This is a genomic window from Paraburkholderia sp. D1E, from assembly GCF_052682275.1.
On record NZ_JBQYMB010000001.1, the window covers coordinates 4,445,717 to 4,464,578 of the forward strand.

11 protein-coding genes are annotated in these 18,862 nt (G+C 62.1%); 9 read left to right on the forward strand and 2 right to left on the reverse strand.

The window, feature by feature from the left end; all coding sequences use genetic code 11:
• Positions 1-119: 119 nt before the first annotated feature.
• Positions 120-3,107 carry a winged helix-turn-helix domain-containing protein gene (locus ACUN0E_RS19915; protein WP_445567707.1) on the reverse strand — a complete coding sequence of 996 codons (2,988 nt, stop codon included), beginning with the start codon at positions 3,105-3,107 and terminating at the stop codon, positions 120-122.
• 313 nt (positions 3,108-3,420) lie between these two features.
• On the opposite strand from ACUN0E_RS19915, the gene ACUN0E_RS19920 reads away from it, so the two are divergent.
• The 9 genes from ACUN0E_RS19920 to ACUN0E_RS19960 all read left to right on the forward strand — a co-directional run bounded on the left by ACUN0E_RS19920 (position 3,421) and on the right by ACUN0E_RS19960 (position 13,266).
• Positions 3,421-4,128, forward strand: coding sequence for a TetR/AcrR family transcriptional regulator (locus ACUN0E_RS19920; protein ID WP_445570483.1), 708 nt, complete (start codon positions 3,421-3,423; stop codon positions 4,126-4,128).
• Between the two features lie 183 nt (positions 4,129-4,311).
• Entirely contained in the window at positions 4,312-4,797 is a 486-nt protein-coding gene (locus tag ACUN0E_RS19925; RefSeq protein ID WP_445567708.1) for a VOC family protein, read from the forward strand.
• A 2-nt stretch (positions 4,798-4,799) separates the two neighbouring features.
• Positions 4,800-6,023 carry an FAD binding domain-containing protein gene (locus ACUN0E_RS19930; protein WP_445567709.1) on the forward strand — a complete coding sequence of 408 codons (1,224 nt, stop codon included), beginning with the start codon at positions 4,800-4,802 and terminating at the stop codon, positions 6,021-6,023.
• Positions 6,024-6,097: 74 nt separating this feature from the next.
• Complete coding sequence (locus tag ACUN0E_RS19935; RefSeq protein WP_445567710.1) at positions 6,098-6,460, forward strand: DUF485 domain-containing protein; 363 nt, start codon at positions 6,098-6,100, stop codon at positions 6,458-6,460.
• Complete coding sequence (actP, locus tag ACUN0E_RS19940; RefSeq protein WP_445567711.1) at positions 6,457-8,115, forward strand: cation/acetate symporter ActP; 1,659 nt, start codon at positions 6,457-6,459, stop codon at positions 8,113-8,115. Before ACUN0E_RS19935 ends, actP begins: the two co-directional genes overlap by 4 nt.
• Positions 8,116-8,144: 29 nt before the next feature.
• A complete protein-coding gene (locus tag ACUN0E_RS19945; protein ID WP_445567712.1) occupies positions 8,145-9,257 on the forward strand; it encodes an amidohydrolase family protein in 1,113 nt (370 codons plus the stop codon).
• A 267-nt stretch (positions 9,258-9,524) separates the two neighbouring features.
• On the forward strand, positions 9,525-10,487 hold the full coding sequence (locus ACUN0E_RS19950; RefSeq protein ID WP_445567713.1) for a LysR substrate-binding domain-containing protein: 963 nt from the start codon (positions 9,525-9,527) through the stop codon (positions 10,485-10,487).
• Between the two features lie 192 nt (positions 10,488-10,679).
• Entirely contained in the window at positions 10,680-11,594 is a 915-nt protein-coding gene (locus tag ACUN0E_RS19955) for a helix-turn-helix transcriptional regulator (RefSeq protein ID WP_445567714.1), read from the forward strand.
• 235 nt (positions 11,595-11,829) lie between these two features.
• Positions 11,830-13,266, forward strand: coding sequence for an ATP-binding protein (locus ACUN0E_RS19960; RefSeq protein ID WP_445567715.1), 1,437 nt, complete (start codon positions 11,830-11,832; stop codon positions 13,264-13,266).
• On the opposite strand, the gene ACUN0E_RS19965 is transcribed toward ACUN0E_RS19960, so the two are convergent.
• Positions 13,244-18,826 carry an AAA family ATPase gene (locus ACUN0E_RS19965; RefSeq protein ID WP_445567716.1) on the reverse strand — a complete coding sequence of 1,861 codons (5,583 nt, stop codon included), beginning with the start codon at positions 18,824-18,826 and terminating at the stop codon, positions 13,244-13,246. The genes ACUN0E_RS19960 and ACUN0E_RS19965 overlap by 23 nt on opposite strands.
• Positions 18,827-18,862 lie beyond the last annotated feature (36 nt).

Genomic DNA, 18,862 nt, shown 5'->3' on the forward strand with positions numbered 1-18,862 from the left:
AGCTATTGGATTGCTGCGAGAATGTCCTGAAATGGATCTGAAAACATCTGAAGGACACGCATTGACGGGCACGGGGAGAGCCGCGCCGCGGGGATCAAACGAGCACGGGTGAATGCCGCCTAGCCGCGCTCTCTGAATTTTGCGCTCGGCGGCGCATCGAAAGCGCCTCCCACTGCAGGCGCGGCGACCGGACCGTTGGTGCCAGCAGCGGCCTGCTCGCTGGCCGCTGCCGCGATCCGCAGCAAATCGACAGCGGCTGTGAAATCGTCCCAGTCGAGGCCCTCGGTAATGATCGAGCAGGCCGACTTCAGGAGCTGGGCGGCCTCCGCGCTTCGGCCTTGCGCGTGCCAAAGCCGGCCGAGGCTGGTCGCGGTCCGCAATTGCAGCGTGCGGCAGCCTTGGATCAGCGATTCCTCCAGCGCCGCGACCAGGCACGCTTCCGCATCCCTTGCCACCACGTTGGACGGGGACGCGCCCGTCTGCTCCATCAGCAGCAGTTCGCCGTGGATGCGCCTGAGTTCGCTGGCATACCAATGATCCCCCGTTTCGTCGCACTGAAGCAGCGCGTGCACGACGGCGGCAATGCCCTCGTCCCGCTGACCGGAGCGTCCGAGCGCGTAGCTGTACTGTCCGGTGAGCATGGCGCGCGGCGCACCGAACTCGAGCGACTCCAGATCGTCCAGCGCCGTGCGGAAAGCCTGCAAACGCTCGGGTGACACGTCGTCCATCGAGCGCAGGTACTCATCGAAACAACGGCAGCACGCTTGCGCCACGCTCAAACCCGCGCGCGCCGACACCTCCTTCAGCAACGCGATCGCGTAGGCTGCCCGGTCCCGCTTGTTCGACAAAAGCGCCAGCGGGACGAGCGCCTCGAGCAGCACATAACTCGTGACCATCGCCTGCTGCTGATCGCAAGCAGCGACCACGCTATCCTCTGCAAGTCGCAGCGCCTGATCGCGGAAACCTTGCAGCCACAGCACGCGCGCGAGCGTCGCGCAGCCGACAATCCGCTGATCGACGGACTGGCCCAGCGGCAGGCGCTGATACGGGCCGTCGCTTTGCCGCAGGAATTGTTCGAGCGACGCCCGGGCCTGCCGTTGATCGCCTGCGTAATGCGACGCGATCCCGAGCAACCTGCTGCCGAGCACCGCGCAGCCCGTGTCGCCCACCTCGGAAGCGAGCAACGCGAAGCGCCCGGCGAACGCCAGTGCATTGCGCGCCGCACCGGACGATTGACTCGCGTTCCACATGCCCCACAACGCGCGGGCTTCAAACGCAGGGTCCCCAAGCGCAATCGCCGAGGCAAGAACCTCGGACCAGATGCCGAAGGTTTCCTGGTTCGGTCCGTTGACGTTGACGAGGGCAGCCCCAAGCGCGGCCTTCAGTTGCATGCGCACACGGAGGTGGCGGGTCGAGCGCGAGCCATGGTGCGTCGCAGCGACACTATCGAGGGCTCGCCGCGCCCATGCGCAGCACTCGTCGACCAGCGAAAGTTCATAGAGCATGAACACGACTTTCACGGCCAGCGCTTCACCCAGCGCTTCGTCGCCCTTCGGCGACAGGGTCCAGCCCAGCGCCATGCGCAAGTCGTCGAGCAACGCGCGCATCTGATGATGCCAGCCGTCGGCGAAGGCGCGCGCGGAGTCCGCGCGGCTCAGCGCTTCGCGCTCCAGCAGAGCAACGAAGTAACGCGCGTGATGGAGCGCGACGACGCGTTGCTCGCCGTTATCCTCGAGCTTTTGCATCGCGTACGCACGCGTGGTTTCCAGCAGGCGATAACTCGCCCCGCCGCATGCCATGCACCTCACCACCAACGATTTTTCAACCAGCCCCGACACCGCCTCGATCACGTCGAGTTCCCGCAATGCGCCATCGCTCACGACGGCGATCGCCGCGTCCATCGTGAAGCTGCTCGCGAAGATGCCCAGCCGGCGCAACGTCGTGCGCTCGGCATCGTCGAGCAGTGCGTGGCTCCAGTCGAGCGTCGCCTTCAAGGTCTGGTGGCGCGGCAACGCGGTACGATTGCCGCCGGTCAGCATGTTGAAACGGTCGTCAAGATGGCTTGCCAATGTCGCGATACCGAGTATCGCCGCGCGCGCCGCTGCCAGTTCGATGGCCAACGGTATGCCGTCGAGCCGGCGGCACACCATGCCGGTCAGCTGAATGCTTCTTTCGTCCGATGAGAAGCGCGCATCAATCGCGCGGGCGCGTGACAGGAATAACTCGACCGCGCTGCATTGCAGGATATGCTGATTTTGCTCGTCCTGAGCGGGCACCTGCAATGCAGCGACCCAATACAGGTGTTCGTCCACGACGCGCAGCGCCTCCCGGCTGGTTGCGAGCACGCGCACCGCGGGACCGGCGCTCAGCAGCGTCTCGGCAAGCTCGGCGGCGTGGCCGAGCACATGCTCACAGTTGTCGAGCACGAACAGCACGCGGCGCTCGCGGAACTCCTTGCCGATGCGCGCGAGCGTGAGCGGCCCGCTCGCCGGATTCACGCCGATGCTGGTCGCGAACGCCGCGAGAACGCCGCCCGCATCAGAAGCCGAGGCGAGCGCGACCAGATAGACGCCGTCTGGAAAGCGCCCCAGCGAACCGCGTGCGACTTCCACGGCGAGGCGAGTCTTGCCGATGCCGCCCGAGCCGACGAGCGTCACGTGGCGAGCCGACGCGAGCGCCAGCGAAACATCGTCCAGCGCCTGGTCCCGTCCGATCAGCGCCGACAAATTGACAGGCAGGTTGTGGGGGACGCGCTCGCCCTGCACGACGTCGTCGAGCGGGTCGTCATCTTCAGCGTTGCCGGAGGCAGCCGTCGACGAAACCCTCGGAACCAGCCGGTAGCCTCGTCCGGATACGGTCTGTATCAGTCCGCGGCTTTCGCCCAGCATCTTGCGCAGCGCGGACATATGAACCTGAAGATTGTTCTCTTCAACGATCGCGTTCGGCCAGACCTCTTTGAGCATCTGGTTCTTCGACACCAGGCCGCCGTTCGCGGCGATCAGCACGGCCAGCATGTCGAATGCGCGGCTGCCGAGGCGCACAGGCTGCCCGTCGAGAAACACTTCCCGACGCTCAAGGTCTACCTGAAGCGGGCCAATGTGAATCATTACCTGAGCATCCCAAACACAGCGGATAACGGAACAACCGGGGGAAGACCGAGGGGAGAACTGAGGAGAGAACACTCAGCGGCGGATCCCCCGGAGTCTAGAGCAGCGACGAATTCGCATGCGCGGAAAAATCTGAACGTACAGTTCAAAAAATTTGTACTAAGCGCATCCGGCCTGAGCGCGAGCGACATCGCAATCGGCCGTTGCGCGCGCGCCCGACCCGCCCGCAGCACGCTCAGCAGGCGCCGTCGCCTAGCCAGACCAGGGTAATCTTTGTATGATCCGTCCGAACATCCTGGGTACCGAACACACCATGCCGAGAAAAGCACCAACGGTCCACACAGCGTCGAAGAGCGAGGCGCATGAGAACGAGAAGGGCATCACGCGCCGCCTTGCCCCCGAAGTGAGGGAGCGCCAGATCGTGCTGAAGGCCGTCGACCACTTCGCCACACACGGATTCTCCGGCAGCACCCGCGAGCTCGCGCGCCAACTCGGCGTGACACAACCGCTTCTCTACCGCTATTTCCCAAGCAAGGAAGCATTGATCGACCGCGTGTACGAAGAGGTCTATCAATGGGACACGAGTTGGGAATGCCTGATCAAAGACCGCTCCGTGCCGATCCAGGAACGGATGGTCAGGTTCTACTCGGCGTACGCCGGCGTGATCCTGCGGCGCGAATGGATCCGGATTTTCATCTTCGCCGGATTGACGCGCGAAGGCATCAACTCCAAATATCTGTCGCGGCTGCGCGAGCGCGTGTTCCTGCCCGTCATGGCGGAAATCCGCTCGGCTTATGAGCTGCCGGCATCGACCAGCACGAGGCAACGCGACATCGACCTGGAGCTGATCTGGAGCCTGCACGCCAGCATCTTCTATCTCGGCGTGCGGAAATGGATCTACGGGCTGCCGGTCAGCGACAACGTTGAAGACCACATCGCGCGCCAGGTCGACGCCTTTCTCAATGGCGTGCCTGAAGCGCTCAAGCACGCGCCGAAAGCTTCCAGTAAAACCAAAGCCTGACGCTGGCCGGCACCACAGCCGGCCACTTGCTTCATCGCCCATTGCGCAACGCTCTTTTGCGTTTTCCAGCGAGTTTTCCAGGGTAAACACCGTCGTCACGCCACTTTCTCCAGGCGATGAATTCGCCTACTATTTATCTATCGATCACTAATCGAACGATAAATAGCATAGTAGGAGTTCCTTATGCCTGTGTCAAAACTTGCGCACTACTCGATCCGCACGATGGATCTCGAGCAATCCTGTCGTTTCTACGAGCGGATTCTCGGCTTCAAGCGGGGCTACCGCCCGCCCTTCGATTTTCCGGGCGCGTGGCTTTACAAGAGCGGTGATGAGGCCGACTTCGGCACCGTCCACATCATTGGCGTCGATCCGGACAATCCCGTCGGGCTCACCGCTTATCTCGGCGACAAGGCACTGCCCACCAGCGGGACCGGCACGGTCGACCACATCGCGTTTCTCGCGACGGGTGTCGAAGACATGTGGAACACCTTGCAAGCGGAAGGCGTCGCCTGGCGCGATCGCACGGTGCCGAGCCTTGGCCTGCATCAGGTGTTTATCGAGGACCCGTCCGGCGTGACCATCGAACTGAATTTCCCCGCCGAAGAACTCGCCGGTCTGGCCGAAACCCATCCGGCCATCGATCGTGCACCCATCATCGTAGGAGAGTAAGCATGGCCAATCCTTCCGCACGTTTAAAGGCGATCATCGTCGGTGGCTCGCTGGGCGGCCTGTTTGTGGCCAATTTGCTGGTACGCAACGGCTGGAATGTCGACATCTTCGAGCGCGTTCCTGAAGAACTGGCCGGCCGCGGCGCCGGCATCGTCACCCATCCCGAGTTATTCGAGGCCATGACTGCCGCGGGAATCGCAATCGACGACTCGATCGGCGTCAAAGTGCTGTCGCGCGTGACCTTCGCGCAGAGCGGCGCGGTGCTGTCCGAGCGCGAACTGCCGCAGACCCTGACCGCGTGGGGCAAGATGTATCACGTGCTGCGCGCCGCGCTCCCCGATGTCCACTACCATGCCGGCGGCACGGTTGTATCCGTGGAAGACGGAGCCGATCAGGCGAGCGTGTCGCTCAGTGACGGCACGGTATTGCGCGCGGACCTTGTCATTGCGGCGGACGGTTTCAAGTCGGCGATTCGCGAGCGGTTCCTGCCCGATGTGAAGCTTCAGTATGCCGGCTATGTCGCATGGCGTGGCCTGGTCGACGAAACGTCGCTGTCGCGAGCAACGCGCGAGGCGTTGTTCGACAAGTTTGCCTTCTGCCTGCCACCGCGCGAACAGATTCTCGGCTATCCGGTTGCCGGCCAGGGCAACAGCACGACCCCCGGTGAACGCCGCTACAACTTCGTCTGGTATCGCGCGACGAGCGAAGACGTCCAGTTGCCCAACCTGCTGACCGATGAATCCGGCAAACGCTGGGTGGGCGGCATTCCGCCAACGCTGATTCGCCGCGAGGTGCTCGCCGACATGGAAGAAGCGGCGCTCACGCTGCTCGCGCCGCAATTCGGCGAGGTGGTGACCAAATCGACCCAACCACTCTTCCAACCCATCTTCGACCTCGAAGTGCCGCACATGGCGTTCGGCCGGGTGGCCTTGCTGGGTGACGCGGCGTTCGTCGCGCGGCCGCACTGCGGCATGGGCGTCACCAAGGCAGCGAGCGACGCGATGGCGCTCGTCAGCGCGTTGAAGCGCCATGCAGACGTTCAGGAAGCACTAGCGGAGTACAGCCGCGTACGCACGCAAGTCGGCGCGGCCATCGTCCAGCACGCACGCCACCTCGGCGCTTATATGCAGGCTCAATTGAAAAACGAGGTCGACCGTGAAATGGCCGAGCGCTATCGCACGCCCGACGCGGTGATGCGCGAGACCGCTGTACCCGCACGTTTTTAGATGTTCGTTGTGCCTGCAGTGGGTTCGATCAACTGTCGCAGCACCGATAAGAAGCCGTTTCGAAAGGAGACAAAGTGGAACATGGCGCCCCAACCTATCCGATGAGCGCGCAGCCCGTCGTCAGCGACCCGCCGCCCCCCGCAAATCCGCTGCTCGACGATCCGCGTTTTCGCGCACTCGTGCGAGCGCGACGCACCTTCTCGTGGACGCTCACGATCCTGATGCTGGCTGTGTACTTTGCCTTCATTCTCACGCTTGCGTTCGCACCGGCGTTGCTCGGCCGGCCAATCGTCGACGGCTATCCGGCAACGTGGGGGATTCCGGCCGGCTTCGGCATGTTCGTCTTTACGTTCGTACTGGTCGCGGTGTATGTCGCGCGCGCCAATACCACCCAGGACCGCGCCGTGAATGAAATCCGGCAAGGAGCACGAAAATGAAACGCAATCCTCTATGGCATGGCCGGTTGTTGAGCGCGGCACTGATCGGTGCCCTCACCGCCCTGCCCGCCGTCGCCGCCGAAACCTCAGCGCCGGCGCGCTCGCACAATCCGATCGCGATCGGCATGTTCCTGCTGTTCGTCGCCTCGACGCTCTTCATCACCCGCTGGGCGGCAAAAAAGAACCATAGCGTGTCCGACCACTATGCGGCCGGCGGCAAGATCACGGCCCTCCAGAACGGCTGGGCGATCGCCGGCGACTATATGTCCGCCGCTTCGCTGCTCGGCATTTCCGCGCTGGTTTTCACGAGCGGCTATGACGGTCTGATCTATTCGATCGGCTTTCTCGCCAGCTGGCCCATCATTCTCTTTCTGATTGCCGAGCCGCTGCGCAATCTTGGGCGCTATACGCTGGCCGACGTGGTGTCCTATCGACTGCAACAGCGGCCGATCCGCGCCTTCGCCGCCTCGAGCTCGATCGTCATCGTTCTGCTCTATCTCGTCTCCCAGATGGTCGGCGCCGGCAAGCTCGTCGAATTGCTGTTCGGCTTCAACTATACGATCGCGGTTGTCATGGTCGGCGTACTGATGGTCGTGTACGTGTTTTTCGGCGGCATGCTCGCCACGACATGGATTCAGATCATCAAGGCGGCCTTGCTGCTGGCGGGCGCCGCCTTCATGGCGCTCATGGTGCTTAGCCACTTCGGCTTCAGTCTGAATGCCCTCTTCGCGCAGGCGATCCTCGCCCATCCGAAGCATGCCGCGATCATGCGGCCGGGCGGGCTCGTGTCGGACCCGGTTTCCGCCGTCTCGCTCGGCCTGGCGTTGATCTTCGGCACGGCCGGATTGCCGCACATCCTGATGCGCTTTTTCACTGTCGGCGACGCGAAGGCCGCCAGAAAAAGCATTCTGTACGCGACGGGCATTGTCGGCATCGGCTACGCCCTGATCATCATCATCGGCTTCGGCACGATTGCGCTGGTCGCGACCGATCCGCAATATCACACGGCCTCCGGCGCGGTGATCGGCGGCGTGAATATGGTGGCCATCCATCTCGCCCATGCAGTAGGCGGCAACGTGTTTCTCGGCTTCATCTGCGCGGTCGCCTTCTCGACGATTCTCGCCGTCGTCGCGGGTCTGACGCTCGCCGGTTCCTCGGCGGTCTCGCATGATCTGTACGCGAATGTGATTCGCCGCGGCGCAGCCACGGACCGCGAAGAACTGCACGTGTCGCGGATCACCACGCTTGTGCTCGGTGTGCTCGCGATTCTGCTGGGCATTGCCTTCGAGAAGCAGAACATCGCGTTCATCGTCAGTCTGACTTTCTCGATTGCGGCCAGCTCGAACTTTCCGGTCCTGCTTCTTTCGATTTACTGGCGCGGCCTGACCACGCGCGGCGCGGTACTCGGCGGCTCGCTCGGGCTGATCACGGCGGTAACCTTGACGATTCTCAGCCCGACCGTCTGGGTGCAGGTGCTTGGACACGCACATGCGATCTACCCGTACGAATACCCGGCGCTCTTCTCGATGATCGTTGCCTTCACCGGTGTGTTCTTTTTCTCGATCACCGACCGCTCGCCACGTGGCGCGCGCGAGCGTGCGCTGTACGGCAACCAGCTCGTCGACTGCGAGCTCGGCATGGTGAAACAAGGGTAATGCTAAAAGCAGACAAAGGAGACCGATTCATGGATTGTATGTGTTGTGTTTCGCCGAAACGCCGCAAGCTGCTCGGGACGATGGCCGCGCTTGCCGGAAGCCTCGCATCGGCACTACCGGCGTCGGCCACGGCCACCGGCAGCGTGGGCATCGCGGGCGCCGTCAGATCGATCGACATCCACGCGCACTACTACCCGGAGAGCTACTGCGACCTGGTAGGCGGCGAGGGACTGAAATTCGGCGGCAAGTTCACCCGCGACGCCAGCAGCTTCAGCTTCCAGACGCCGGCCGGCGGACTGGGACCGCTACCGCTCAAGTTCATCAAGATCGACGAGCGGCTCGCGGACATGGATTCATCCGGGGTCGACATGCAGGCGCTGTCTTTGAGCGTGCCGATGGCCTACTGGGCCGACCGCGCCCTCAATACCAAGCTTGCGGCAACGTGGAACAAGGCGGCATCCGGCGTCCATCTGCAGCATCCGACTCGCTTCGTGGTGTTGGCGACCCTGCCGATGCTCAACCCGCACGACGCGATCGACGAACTCGAACGCGCGGCGGAGTTGCCGGGTGTCCGCGGTGTCTACATGGGGACCAACATCAACAACCGGGATCTTGACGATCCCTTGTTCGAACCGGTCTTCGCACGCATCGAGCAACTGGATCTGCCGGTGTTTCTGCATCCGCAGCAGACAGTCGGCGGCTCGCGGCTGGGCGACTTCTATCTGAGCAACCTGCTGGGCAATCCGTTCGACACCGCCATCGCCGGTTCGCACCTGATACTCGGCGGTGTGATGGACCGTCATCCGAAGTTGCGCATTACCTTGCCGCACGCCGGTGGCGCGTTGCCGATCCTGATGGGGCGCATCGACGCGGGTTGGACGGTACGTCCGGAAACACGACGGCTGGCGCAAAAGCCGAGCAGCTATCTGCGCCGTTTCAGCTATGACACGGTCTCGCATTCCGGACCGGTGCTGGACTTTCTGATTCAGAACATCGGCATCGACAGACTGGTACTCGGCAGCGACTATTGCTTCGATATGGGTTATGAGCAGCCGGTCAGGTTCCTGGATCGTCTTGAATTGCCGCCGGAGCAAAAGAATCTGATTCTTGGTGGCAATGCGGCACAATTGCTGAAGATCTGACGCGCATCGCCTTCCACTGCCGTGGAGGGCGCTCGCCGGACCCGGCGGTCCGGCGATCCGGCGCATCTGTAGAAATCCTCCCAACCCCTGCTCCACCCTATACATGCGGATGAACGGCGTGAATGCATTGATGAGTGCAGCACCCATATGTAGGGATGGCGCGATCTCGTTGCTGATCGTATTGTCTTCACATCAGGCAAGACGTGTTGCCCAGTTCAACCGGATCCAGGCGTCAAGGAGTCAGTGGCTATGGACAGGATTTTCAGCATGCGCGTATTTTCGCGGGTCGCGGAGACCGGCAACTTCAGCGTGGTTGCCAAACATATGGAATGCAGTGCCGGCAATATTTCTCGCGCGGTGGGGTCGCTCGAGGAGCATCTTCATACACGGTTGCTGCAACGAACGACTCGCCACGTCTCGCTTACCGAATGCGGCGAGCGGTACTACCAGCGCTGCAAGAAGATCCTGGCCGATCTCGACGACGCGGAAGCCGAGGCCGGCGATGCTCACACGCTGCCGCGCGGCAGATTGAGAGTTCACGCCGTGCCCGACATTGGTCTGACGCAGTTGACGTCCACCATCGTCGAATACCGGCAGGCCTTCCCGGCTGTCTCCGTCGATCTGAAACTGCTGCCACGCATGGCGAATCTGGTCGAGGACGAGTTCGATGTGTCGATCGTGTCGGTGTCGGCCTCGGCCCTGCCGGACTCTCGCAATGTGAGCAAGCTCATAGGACGCTGCGAGCGCGCGCTGGTCGCGGCTCCGGACTATCTCGCACGGCATCCCATTGCCACGGTGAACGACTTGCCTCAGCACACGCTCATGCACACGAGCTCGAGCTTCGATCCGCCCTCCGGATGGCTCACTGAGATCGCCGGGCATGCCACCGCCGGCGCGGAGCTAGCCGGTCAATTCGTGGTCAACAACATGCAGGCGCTCAGAGTCGCGCTGCTCGCGGGCGCCGGGGTCGGCGCGGTACCCACTTATTCGGTCGTGGACGATATTAAAGAGGGGAAACTCGTTCAGCTATTTCCTGAGTATCCGCTTCAAACAACCAACGTTTTTGTCATGTATCCGTCCCGTCGATTCGTCGACGCGAAGATAAAGACATTCGTTGAATTCCTGACCGTGTCGTTAAAGAAAAAACTCGATCTGCGGATTGAGAATCTGGCGGCCGTCGATGCATCTGATCACTCATCCGAGCAACCCCAAGCAGAGCTGCAAGCCTGATCCTCGCCGCCATCGAAAGCAAGTTGAAGGAAATGAATCATCTGATCGCCGACCCGCCGAACCTGAACGAAAATTAATAAATGACGCCGACATTTCCGAGATAATCGCGCTGCAATGCTGATTATCACCCTCTCCAGCTTTTGGCAAAGCGAACTGGCGCGACTGTAGCGCGACGAACGGAGGTGACGGATCATGTTTAACGGTGCGGAAACGGCCACCGCCACGGTAGCGCGGCAGAAGGACTCGCTCGGTTGTCTTTCGAATCAGTTGCACAAGGACCTGGAACTCAACACGGGTGAATTCACGTTTTATCGCAAATGCAGACGCCAGGAGAAAACCAGTGAAGTGGCAACCCCGGCTTCGGATCGCGGTTTCCTGATCGGCGTTTCGCTGGCGGCGGGCCATCGCAGGCGGATTTTTTCAGGGAACCGGTCTACATCGCACAACTTCGAAAAAGATTCGGTCTACATACGTAATTTTGAAGAAGACTACCGGGCCGACTTGCATGGCGTTTTCGATTTCGTGCTGGTGGAGCTGTCGCGCGCTTTTATCGCCAACACCTGCCATGAGCGAAACGGCGCGGCCATCGAGGGCTTCTCGTCACCCGCGGGCCGCAAAGACCCGATCTTCGGCCACCTCGCGCAAGTATTGGCGCTGACACTGGATAGCCAGATTGAGGCAAGCCCACTCTTTGTCGAGCAACTGGGCGTGACGATCGGAACACATCTGCTCGACCAGTATGGCAATGCGCCGGCCCCGTCAAACAGGAAAAGCCCGCGGCTCTCGAACCTGCACGAAGCGCGCGCCAAAGACATGCTGCTCGCGAAGACGCAGGGCAACGTTTCGCTGGGTGAGATCGCGAGCGCTTGCAACCTGTCTCGGAGCTACTTCATCCGGGCGTTTCGTGAAACCACGCATCGCACACCGCATCAATGGCTGCTGGAGCGGCGCGTCGATCGCGCGCGCGAGTTGCTCAGGCATTCCGACTCGTCCCTGTCGGAGATCGCCATCGCATGCGGTTTCTCCGATCAAAGCCACTTCACGCGAACCTTCTCGCAACTGGTCGGCACACCGCCGGGCACGTGGCGTAGACAGACCGGAATCTGAACCAGCCACCGGCTCTTCGCGGCTTGATCAGAAGGTAGCTCGACCGGGCGAGCGTCACCCCAACTGTGCTCATAGACTTTCCTACAAAGCATCGCACTAACATGCAAGACACATAAGTCATGGCGCGGTACTTTCGAGCGTGGCAAGCTCCGGCGCCCGCGATTGCCTCCCCCGCGCCGCCGGCACGCAAGATCTTTTCCGTGACTCGCTCACTGCTCCTGAACCTGAAAAAGTCATGATCGAATTAGGCCGCTTTCAGATCGATCTCGAGATGCGCACGCTGCAGCGGAACGGCGAAACCGTTCAGCTCGGGTCCCGCGCTTTCGACATCCTTGCCGCCGTGGCTTCCGCCGATGGTCGTCTCGTCACGAAAGACGAGTTGATGAATATCGTCTGGCCGGACACCATCGTCGAAGAAAACAACATTCAGGTCCATCTGTCCGCACTGCGCAAAGTACTCGGTCAGGACCGGGATCTGATTCTCACCGTGCCCGGGCGCGGGTATCAGCTTCGCCAGCGCCGGAAAAACGTCCTGTCCGACGAAGCCGGCATACGGGCATCCGGCTCGCGGGCGTTGCGTGCTCGCCGTCTGCCGCCGCCTAAATCCGGCCTGCTGGGGCGCGACCTGGCGGTCAGGCAAATCCGCGCGCTGCTGGAACAGACACATGTGCTGACGTTGGTGGGCGCCGGCGGCATTGGCAAAACGAGCGTCGCTGTCGAGGCAGCACACCATAGCTCGGCGGACTTTGAGGAGCCCGTCTGTTTTGTCGAACTGGCCCAGTTGACCACCGAGGAGGCCGTACTCCGCGCCATCGTCGAGCGCTGCGGGCTGTCCGTGCCCGATCCGCAAGTCGATGTCGAGCAGGTGGTGGCGGCCCTGGCCCGGCAGTGCAGACTGCTTGTACTCGATAACGCGGAGCATGTGATCGGCATCATGGCGCACATCGTCGAAGCACTGGTTGCCGGCAATGATGCGCTCCGGGTGCTCGTCACGAGCAGAGAACCGCTGCGCATCATGCCCGAGACGGTGTTTCGGGTTGAACCGCTGGATGTGCCGCCGCCTCACTCCACCGATGCGGACATCCTGCGGTGTTCGGCGGTGAATCTGTTTCTGCAGCACGCTAATTCATTGCAAGGAAAAGTGGGCAGCGACAGCACGGAACTCCAGCTCGTCGGCGAGATTTGCCGTCGGCTCGACGGCATTCCGCTGGCGATCGAGCTCGCGGCGGCGCGCGTCGTCGCGCTCGGCGTGGAAGGCGTGCATCGCCGGCTGGACGATCGCATGGCGATTCTGGCGGGAGGTTACCGGACCGCGCTGCCGCGCCATCAGACCTTGCGCGCGACGTTCGACTGGAGCTTCGCGATACTCGACCAGAACGCCCGGTCGATGTTCCGGCGTCTCGCGGTATTCGGCGACGCCTTTACGTTCGAGGCGATGTGCGCGGTCGTGTGCGACGAGGCGTACACGGTGGCGAACGCGATCGGAAGCATTGACGAGCTGGTTGCAAAATCGCTTGTTGGCGTTGAATTCGAGGGTCCAGTGGCGAAGTATCGCCTGTCCGAATCGACCCGTGCGTATGCGATGGCGAAGCTCCAGGCGGAAGGCGAGCAGGACGACATCACCGCGCGACATGCGCGTTATTTTCCTGCTAGGCGGCAGTCGGCAGCGTGAAAACAAAGATCGTCCCGCGGGGGTAGCCGGGACCGGCGGTCAGCGTCCCGCCGTGCGCTTCAATGATGGATTTGCAGATGGCAAGTCCCATACCCATGCCGGTTTTCTTTGTCGTAAAGAAGGCGTCGAAAATACGCGACCCACTCTCCTCGGTGATCCCGCTGCCATTGTCCTGCACGGACACGACCACCAATCCCCGATCGTCGATGCGGGATGTGACGCTTAGCAAGCGCTGCTTCGCGTCGAGATGACTCATTGCATCCGCGGCGTTCATGACGAGGTTGAACAGAACCTGCTGCAATTGCACCCGGTCGGCCATCACGGAGCGGCCAGCCGCCAGATCGAGTCGCACGGCAAGACTCCGCTGCTCGACTTCAGCGGCCGCGAGATCGAACACTTCACGAACCACACCGTCGACCAAGGTAGGAACGAAGCTCGGCTTCGCTTCCTTCGCCAGAGACTGCAGCGCCCTGATGATGTCGCCGGCCCGTTTGCCGTCTTTCACGATATCGCGCAAGCCTCCTAGCGCTTCCGGAATGTCCGGCACGGGGCGGTTGAGCCAGCGTACCCCCGCGCTCGCATTCGACACGATCGACGCCAACGGCTGATTGATTTCGTGCGCGATGGAAGCAGCCAGCTCGCCCATCGTGGTCGCCCGCGACGCTTTCGCCAGTTCGATCTTGGCGTTCTGCAACGCCAGTTCGGTCGTGTGCCGATCCGTGAAATCCGTGACGACGCCAACAAAGTTGCTGACACCCGACGGCTCGCCAAGCACCTCGAGATATTTGACCGCGCCGTCCGGCGTCACGATCCGATACTTCTGCCGGAACGGCGTGCGGTTGTGCGCGGCCCGTGTGACGGCCTCCTGGTAGAGGCCGACGTCTTCCGGATAAATCCGTTCGAGGACCGCCTGGGTGCTCGGGCTCCCCGCCTCGATCGGCAGGCCGAACACGTTATAAAGCTCTTTTGACCAGTAGCGCTCGCCCGTCAACGTGTTCCAGATATAGCTTCCCGAACGACTGATCCGTTGCCCAAGAGCGAGCGCCTCCTCACTCATGCGCAACGCCATTTCCGTTTCCTGGCGCCGCTTGTTTTCCTCCACGAGTTCGGCGTACAGACGCGCTGTTTCAAGTGAAATAGCGGCTTGCGAGGCCAGCATTTCCAGCACCGATGTGCGGCTCGCCGTGAACACGCCCGCGGTCAGATTGTTCTCCAGATAGAGCACGCCAACGACGTTACCCTGTTTGACCAGCGGCAAACAGCACACGGAGCGAACGGAGCGGTTCGAAAAAGAAACGTCGAATGAGAACCGCGGATCGCCTTGCGCGTCTTCCACCACGACCGGCTTGCGGGTGCGCAATGCCGTGTGCAACACCGAAGCCGGCACATCCTCACGCGTCACCTTGCCTTCACCCAGCGTCACCTGAACGCCACCTGGCTCGTCTCGCCCTATCGCCTCGACGACCGGCACATTACCCTTCAACAGGATCAGCATCCCGCTTTGCGCACCCGCGTGAACGATGGCGAGCGTGATGAGTGTGTGGATCAGCTTGTCGAGCACGATCTCTTCGGACAGCGCCTGCGACGACTTCAATGCGGACACGAGGTCGAACTGTTGCTGCGCATCGGGGATTTCGACCGAAGGCCGCGACGTCACAAGCCGTTCGAGCGAAAGTTGGGCAGGACGCTGGGCGCGTTCGAGCTGCCTGACTTTGGCCAGCGCGCCCCAACGCGTGTAACTGTCGATCGCGCGACGGCTGTGATGGCGTGCCGCACTGAACAGACCGTTCGCCTCACAGCATCCCGACGCGAGTTCGTGAGCCAGCGCGTTGCCGTGGTTGAAGCCGTTTTCCGAGGCCGCCTCGGCAGCCTGCTCATATAACGACAGCGCCACGAGCGGCGAGCCGCCGAGCCGCGCCACTTCAGCCTCGACTAACAGGAGCTTGTCCCTGAACGTGGCCGGATTGAGCTGCGCCCAATTGCGCAGCTTCGCCAGATGCGGCTCGATCGCAGCCGCCGCGGCGCCCGCATCCTCGCCACCGGACAGCTTCGCCAGAGTCAGCGCCGTGTAGAAGTGATAGTCCAGCAGATGAATATGCGCGGGGGTCGCCCACTTCAGCTCGCCGGCTTCGGCGAGGCAATACCGTGCGTTCTGATAGTCGCCGTGAAAATAACAGGAGACGCCCTTCAGCAGCCAGATCCAGAAGCGCAGCGTCGCCATCTGGGTATCGAGCACGCCGGCGTCGAAGCTCATTCTGCCGTCCGCCACGACGCCGAAATTGCCCGGCAGCCCGGGACCACCCGTCAAACTATGGACGAAGCGCTTCTGCAGTTCGAGGATCCCTTCTACGTCCTTGAAACGCACACGTCTTGCGAATGACAGCCCAAGGTCGATTTCCTTGTCGACCTGCTCAAGCGGCACCCCAAGAATCAGCAGGTCCGACACGACGTGATTGCACGCGTAGCAGCTCATCGTCAGATCGCCGCTCGGGCCAGCCGACTCGAATGCGGCGCGTGCGCATTCCAGCACATACGAAAGGGGTTGGGTCCAGACCGCAACCTGATCGAGCGCAACCAGCGTGCTGGTGGCCACCGCGTGATAGCCGCGCTCCTCAACCAGCGTTCTTGCCAGGCGGGAGAAGTCGAACCCTTGCGCGTACTCGCCGAAAAATTCCGCGACGTACACGCCGAACCACGCGAGGCAATGCGCCGAGGCCGCTGTGATACCGTGGTCAATGGTCAGCTGCACCATATGGCACAGGTTGAGAAAACCAAGCCTTTCGTTCACGAACGATGCGGGCGCGTAGATACTCACCAGCAAATTCAATTCTGATTCGATTGCCGCGTTGCGCAAAGGCGGCAGATCGGCGATCGAGGCGAGGGTTCGCCCTCCAAGCGATTGATTGAGCCGGCGGTAAGCCGCCTCGACATCCGCGGCTTCCGGATAACGCGGCAGATACGTACCGAACAGCTTGATCCCTTCGAGGGCGGTATCGACAGCCGCTTCATAGTCCGACAGATGCTGCTGCATGTCGGCTTTCAGCTTGTACACCGACGCGCGCGCAATGACCGACAGGTTCTGGTCCAGCAGTTTTTCGATCTCGGTGCCGGCGGCCTCGAAGTTCGCATCCAGAATGTGGCATTGCACCCGCAGAATACCGATGTCGTAGCCGAGCGATTGCGAATAGTCTTCTCCACTCGCGTCGAGAAGCTTCCGCCCGACGTCCAGATAGTTCAGCGCGGACTGGATAGCAATCGCTTCTTTGGCGTGACGGGCAGCCTGCAGACAGATTCTGCTGAAGACCGTCGTCACGTGCGCGTTCAGTTCGCACAATGCCCCGGCTGCCTGAGCGCGTTCGATATGGTGAGCAATGTCGAATGCCGGCCTCTGCAAGTCGCCGATGTCGAAATCTTCCAGCAGGATGCGCGCGATCCGGGCATGTTCGGCACCGCGCTCCTCCTCGGCAATCAGTGCGTACGCTGCCTCCTGGACCCGGTCGTGCGCAAAGGCGAAGCCCGTGCGGTCCGACACCGTCAGACCCGCCTCCACCGCGGGAAGCAGACGGCGCTCCAATTCCACGCCGCCGTCAGGATCGATCCGCGCCAGGGTCGCCCTGTCGAGGCGCCGCCCCATTAACGCCAGCAGCCTGAGGATGGCCTGCGCCTCCCCGGGCAGCCTCGTCAAACGCGCAACCATCAGGTCAACGACATTATCGGAGGACTCGTATTCGCTAATCCGATCGATATCCCATGTCCAGCGGCCGGCCATGCCGTCGTAGCAGATCAACTGGTTGTCGGCCAGCGCGAGCAGCAGTTGTTTGACGAAAAAAGGATTGCCGCCCGTCTTCTCGTGAACGACTGCCGCCAACGGATAGACATGCGCGGAGCCGCAATGCAGCGCGTCGGCCAGCAAGGCCGTGACATTCGCGGTATCGAGTGGCGTCACGTCGATCGTGGAGATGCGTGCGCTTGCACTCGGCAACGAATTCAGGAAAGCCTTGAACCTGGGCGACCGCTCGACTTCATTGACGCGATATGCACAGATCAGCAGCACATGCCAGTCCTCGACCGTCGTCAGGAAACAGGCGATGAAATTCAAGGTTGCATCGTCGAACCAGTGAACGTCGTCGAAAAAAAGGATCAGCGGGTGCGCCTCGGTCGCGAAGACGGACAGCAGCCGAGTGATCAGCGCCTGGAAACGGAGCTGCGCTTCCACGGGCGGCAAGTCCGGCACCTCCGGCTGCACGCCGAGCACCAGTTCCAGTTCGGGGATGTAACTGACGAGGAGTTTGCCTTGCGTGCCAACGGCTTCGCGCAGCACGTCCCGCCAGTTGTCCAGTTCGCCATCGCTCTCGCCCAGAATACGCTGGAACAGCGAGCGTATCGCCTGCATCAGCGGCGCGTACGGCGCGTTCTGGCCGTACTGCTCGAACTTTCCCGAGGCGAACAGCGTGGCTGTCTGCGCGGTCGCGCGGTGCACGCTGCGCACGAGTTCGGATTTGCCCGCACCGGAGTATCCGGACACGAAAATCAGTTCCGCCATAGCCTGCCGCGCGTTGCGCCCGAACGCGTCGAGCAGCAGGCTGTATTCATGCGCGCGGCCAAACAGACGATGCGTGACGGCGAGGTTTCTGACGTTGTCCTCCGCGGCCGGCTCGAATGGAACGATATGCTGCATCTCGTTCCAGTCAGCCAGACAACGGCGCAAATCAGCCTCGAGACTCGAGGCGCTTTGATAACGTTCCGCGGGGTTTTTGGCCAGTAGTTTCAGGATGATCGAGCCCAGCACAGCGGGAAAGGATCGACGGTGTTGCCGCGGGTTGGCGGGCTGACGCGCCACGTGGTTATAAACCCATTCGACCGCATCCGCCGCCTCGAAGGGCAATTGCCCGGTGAGCAGCTCATATAACGTCACGCCGAGCGAGTACAGATCGCTTCGCTCATCGGCATGCCCTTCCGCCCGCCGGGCCTGCTCCGGCGACATATAGGCCAGTGTGCCGTACAAGGTGTCTGGTGATTCGGTCAGCGGATCGCCGACAAGGCTGAAAGCATCGCGAAAACCCAATAACCGGATCGTGCCATCACTGCATTCCAGCAGATTGGACGGCTTGAGGTCGCGATGCAGGACACCGCGTGCGTGCGCGAGACGCAGCGCGTGCGCGGCGCCGACCGCAATGCGCAGGAAACGGCCGACCGCAATCATCCCGTTGGCGGGTGGCAGAACCAGCGTGCCGCCGTTGTCTTCGTACACGAGCACCGGCCCCCGCGACAGCCGCACGAGTGCGACCGGCCGCACGGCCCATGTCGACTCGAGCCTGTCGGCCGGTGCGAATTCCTGCTGCAAGCGGCGCAACACCGCGTCCGAGGGCAGATCGGTCGGCACCGCGATCAGCCACGACCGCGCGCCTTCCTGCCACCTCGCGCGATAACGCACGATGTTTCCGTCAACCAGTAGTGCCTCGAGCGCAAGCCGGTCAAACCACGCCTGGTCAAAATGCACGCTTACACCAGAGTCCGGCGACGATCCGCGAACGCCCTCGATGATTGCCGCTGTACTCAATTCTTCTCTCCCGTCCATCCGATCGCCAGCAGTATC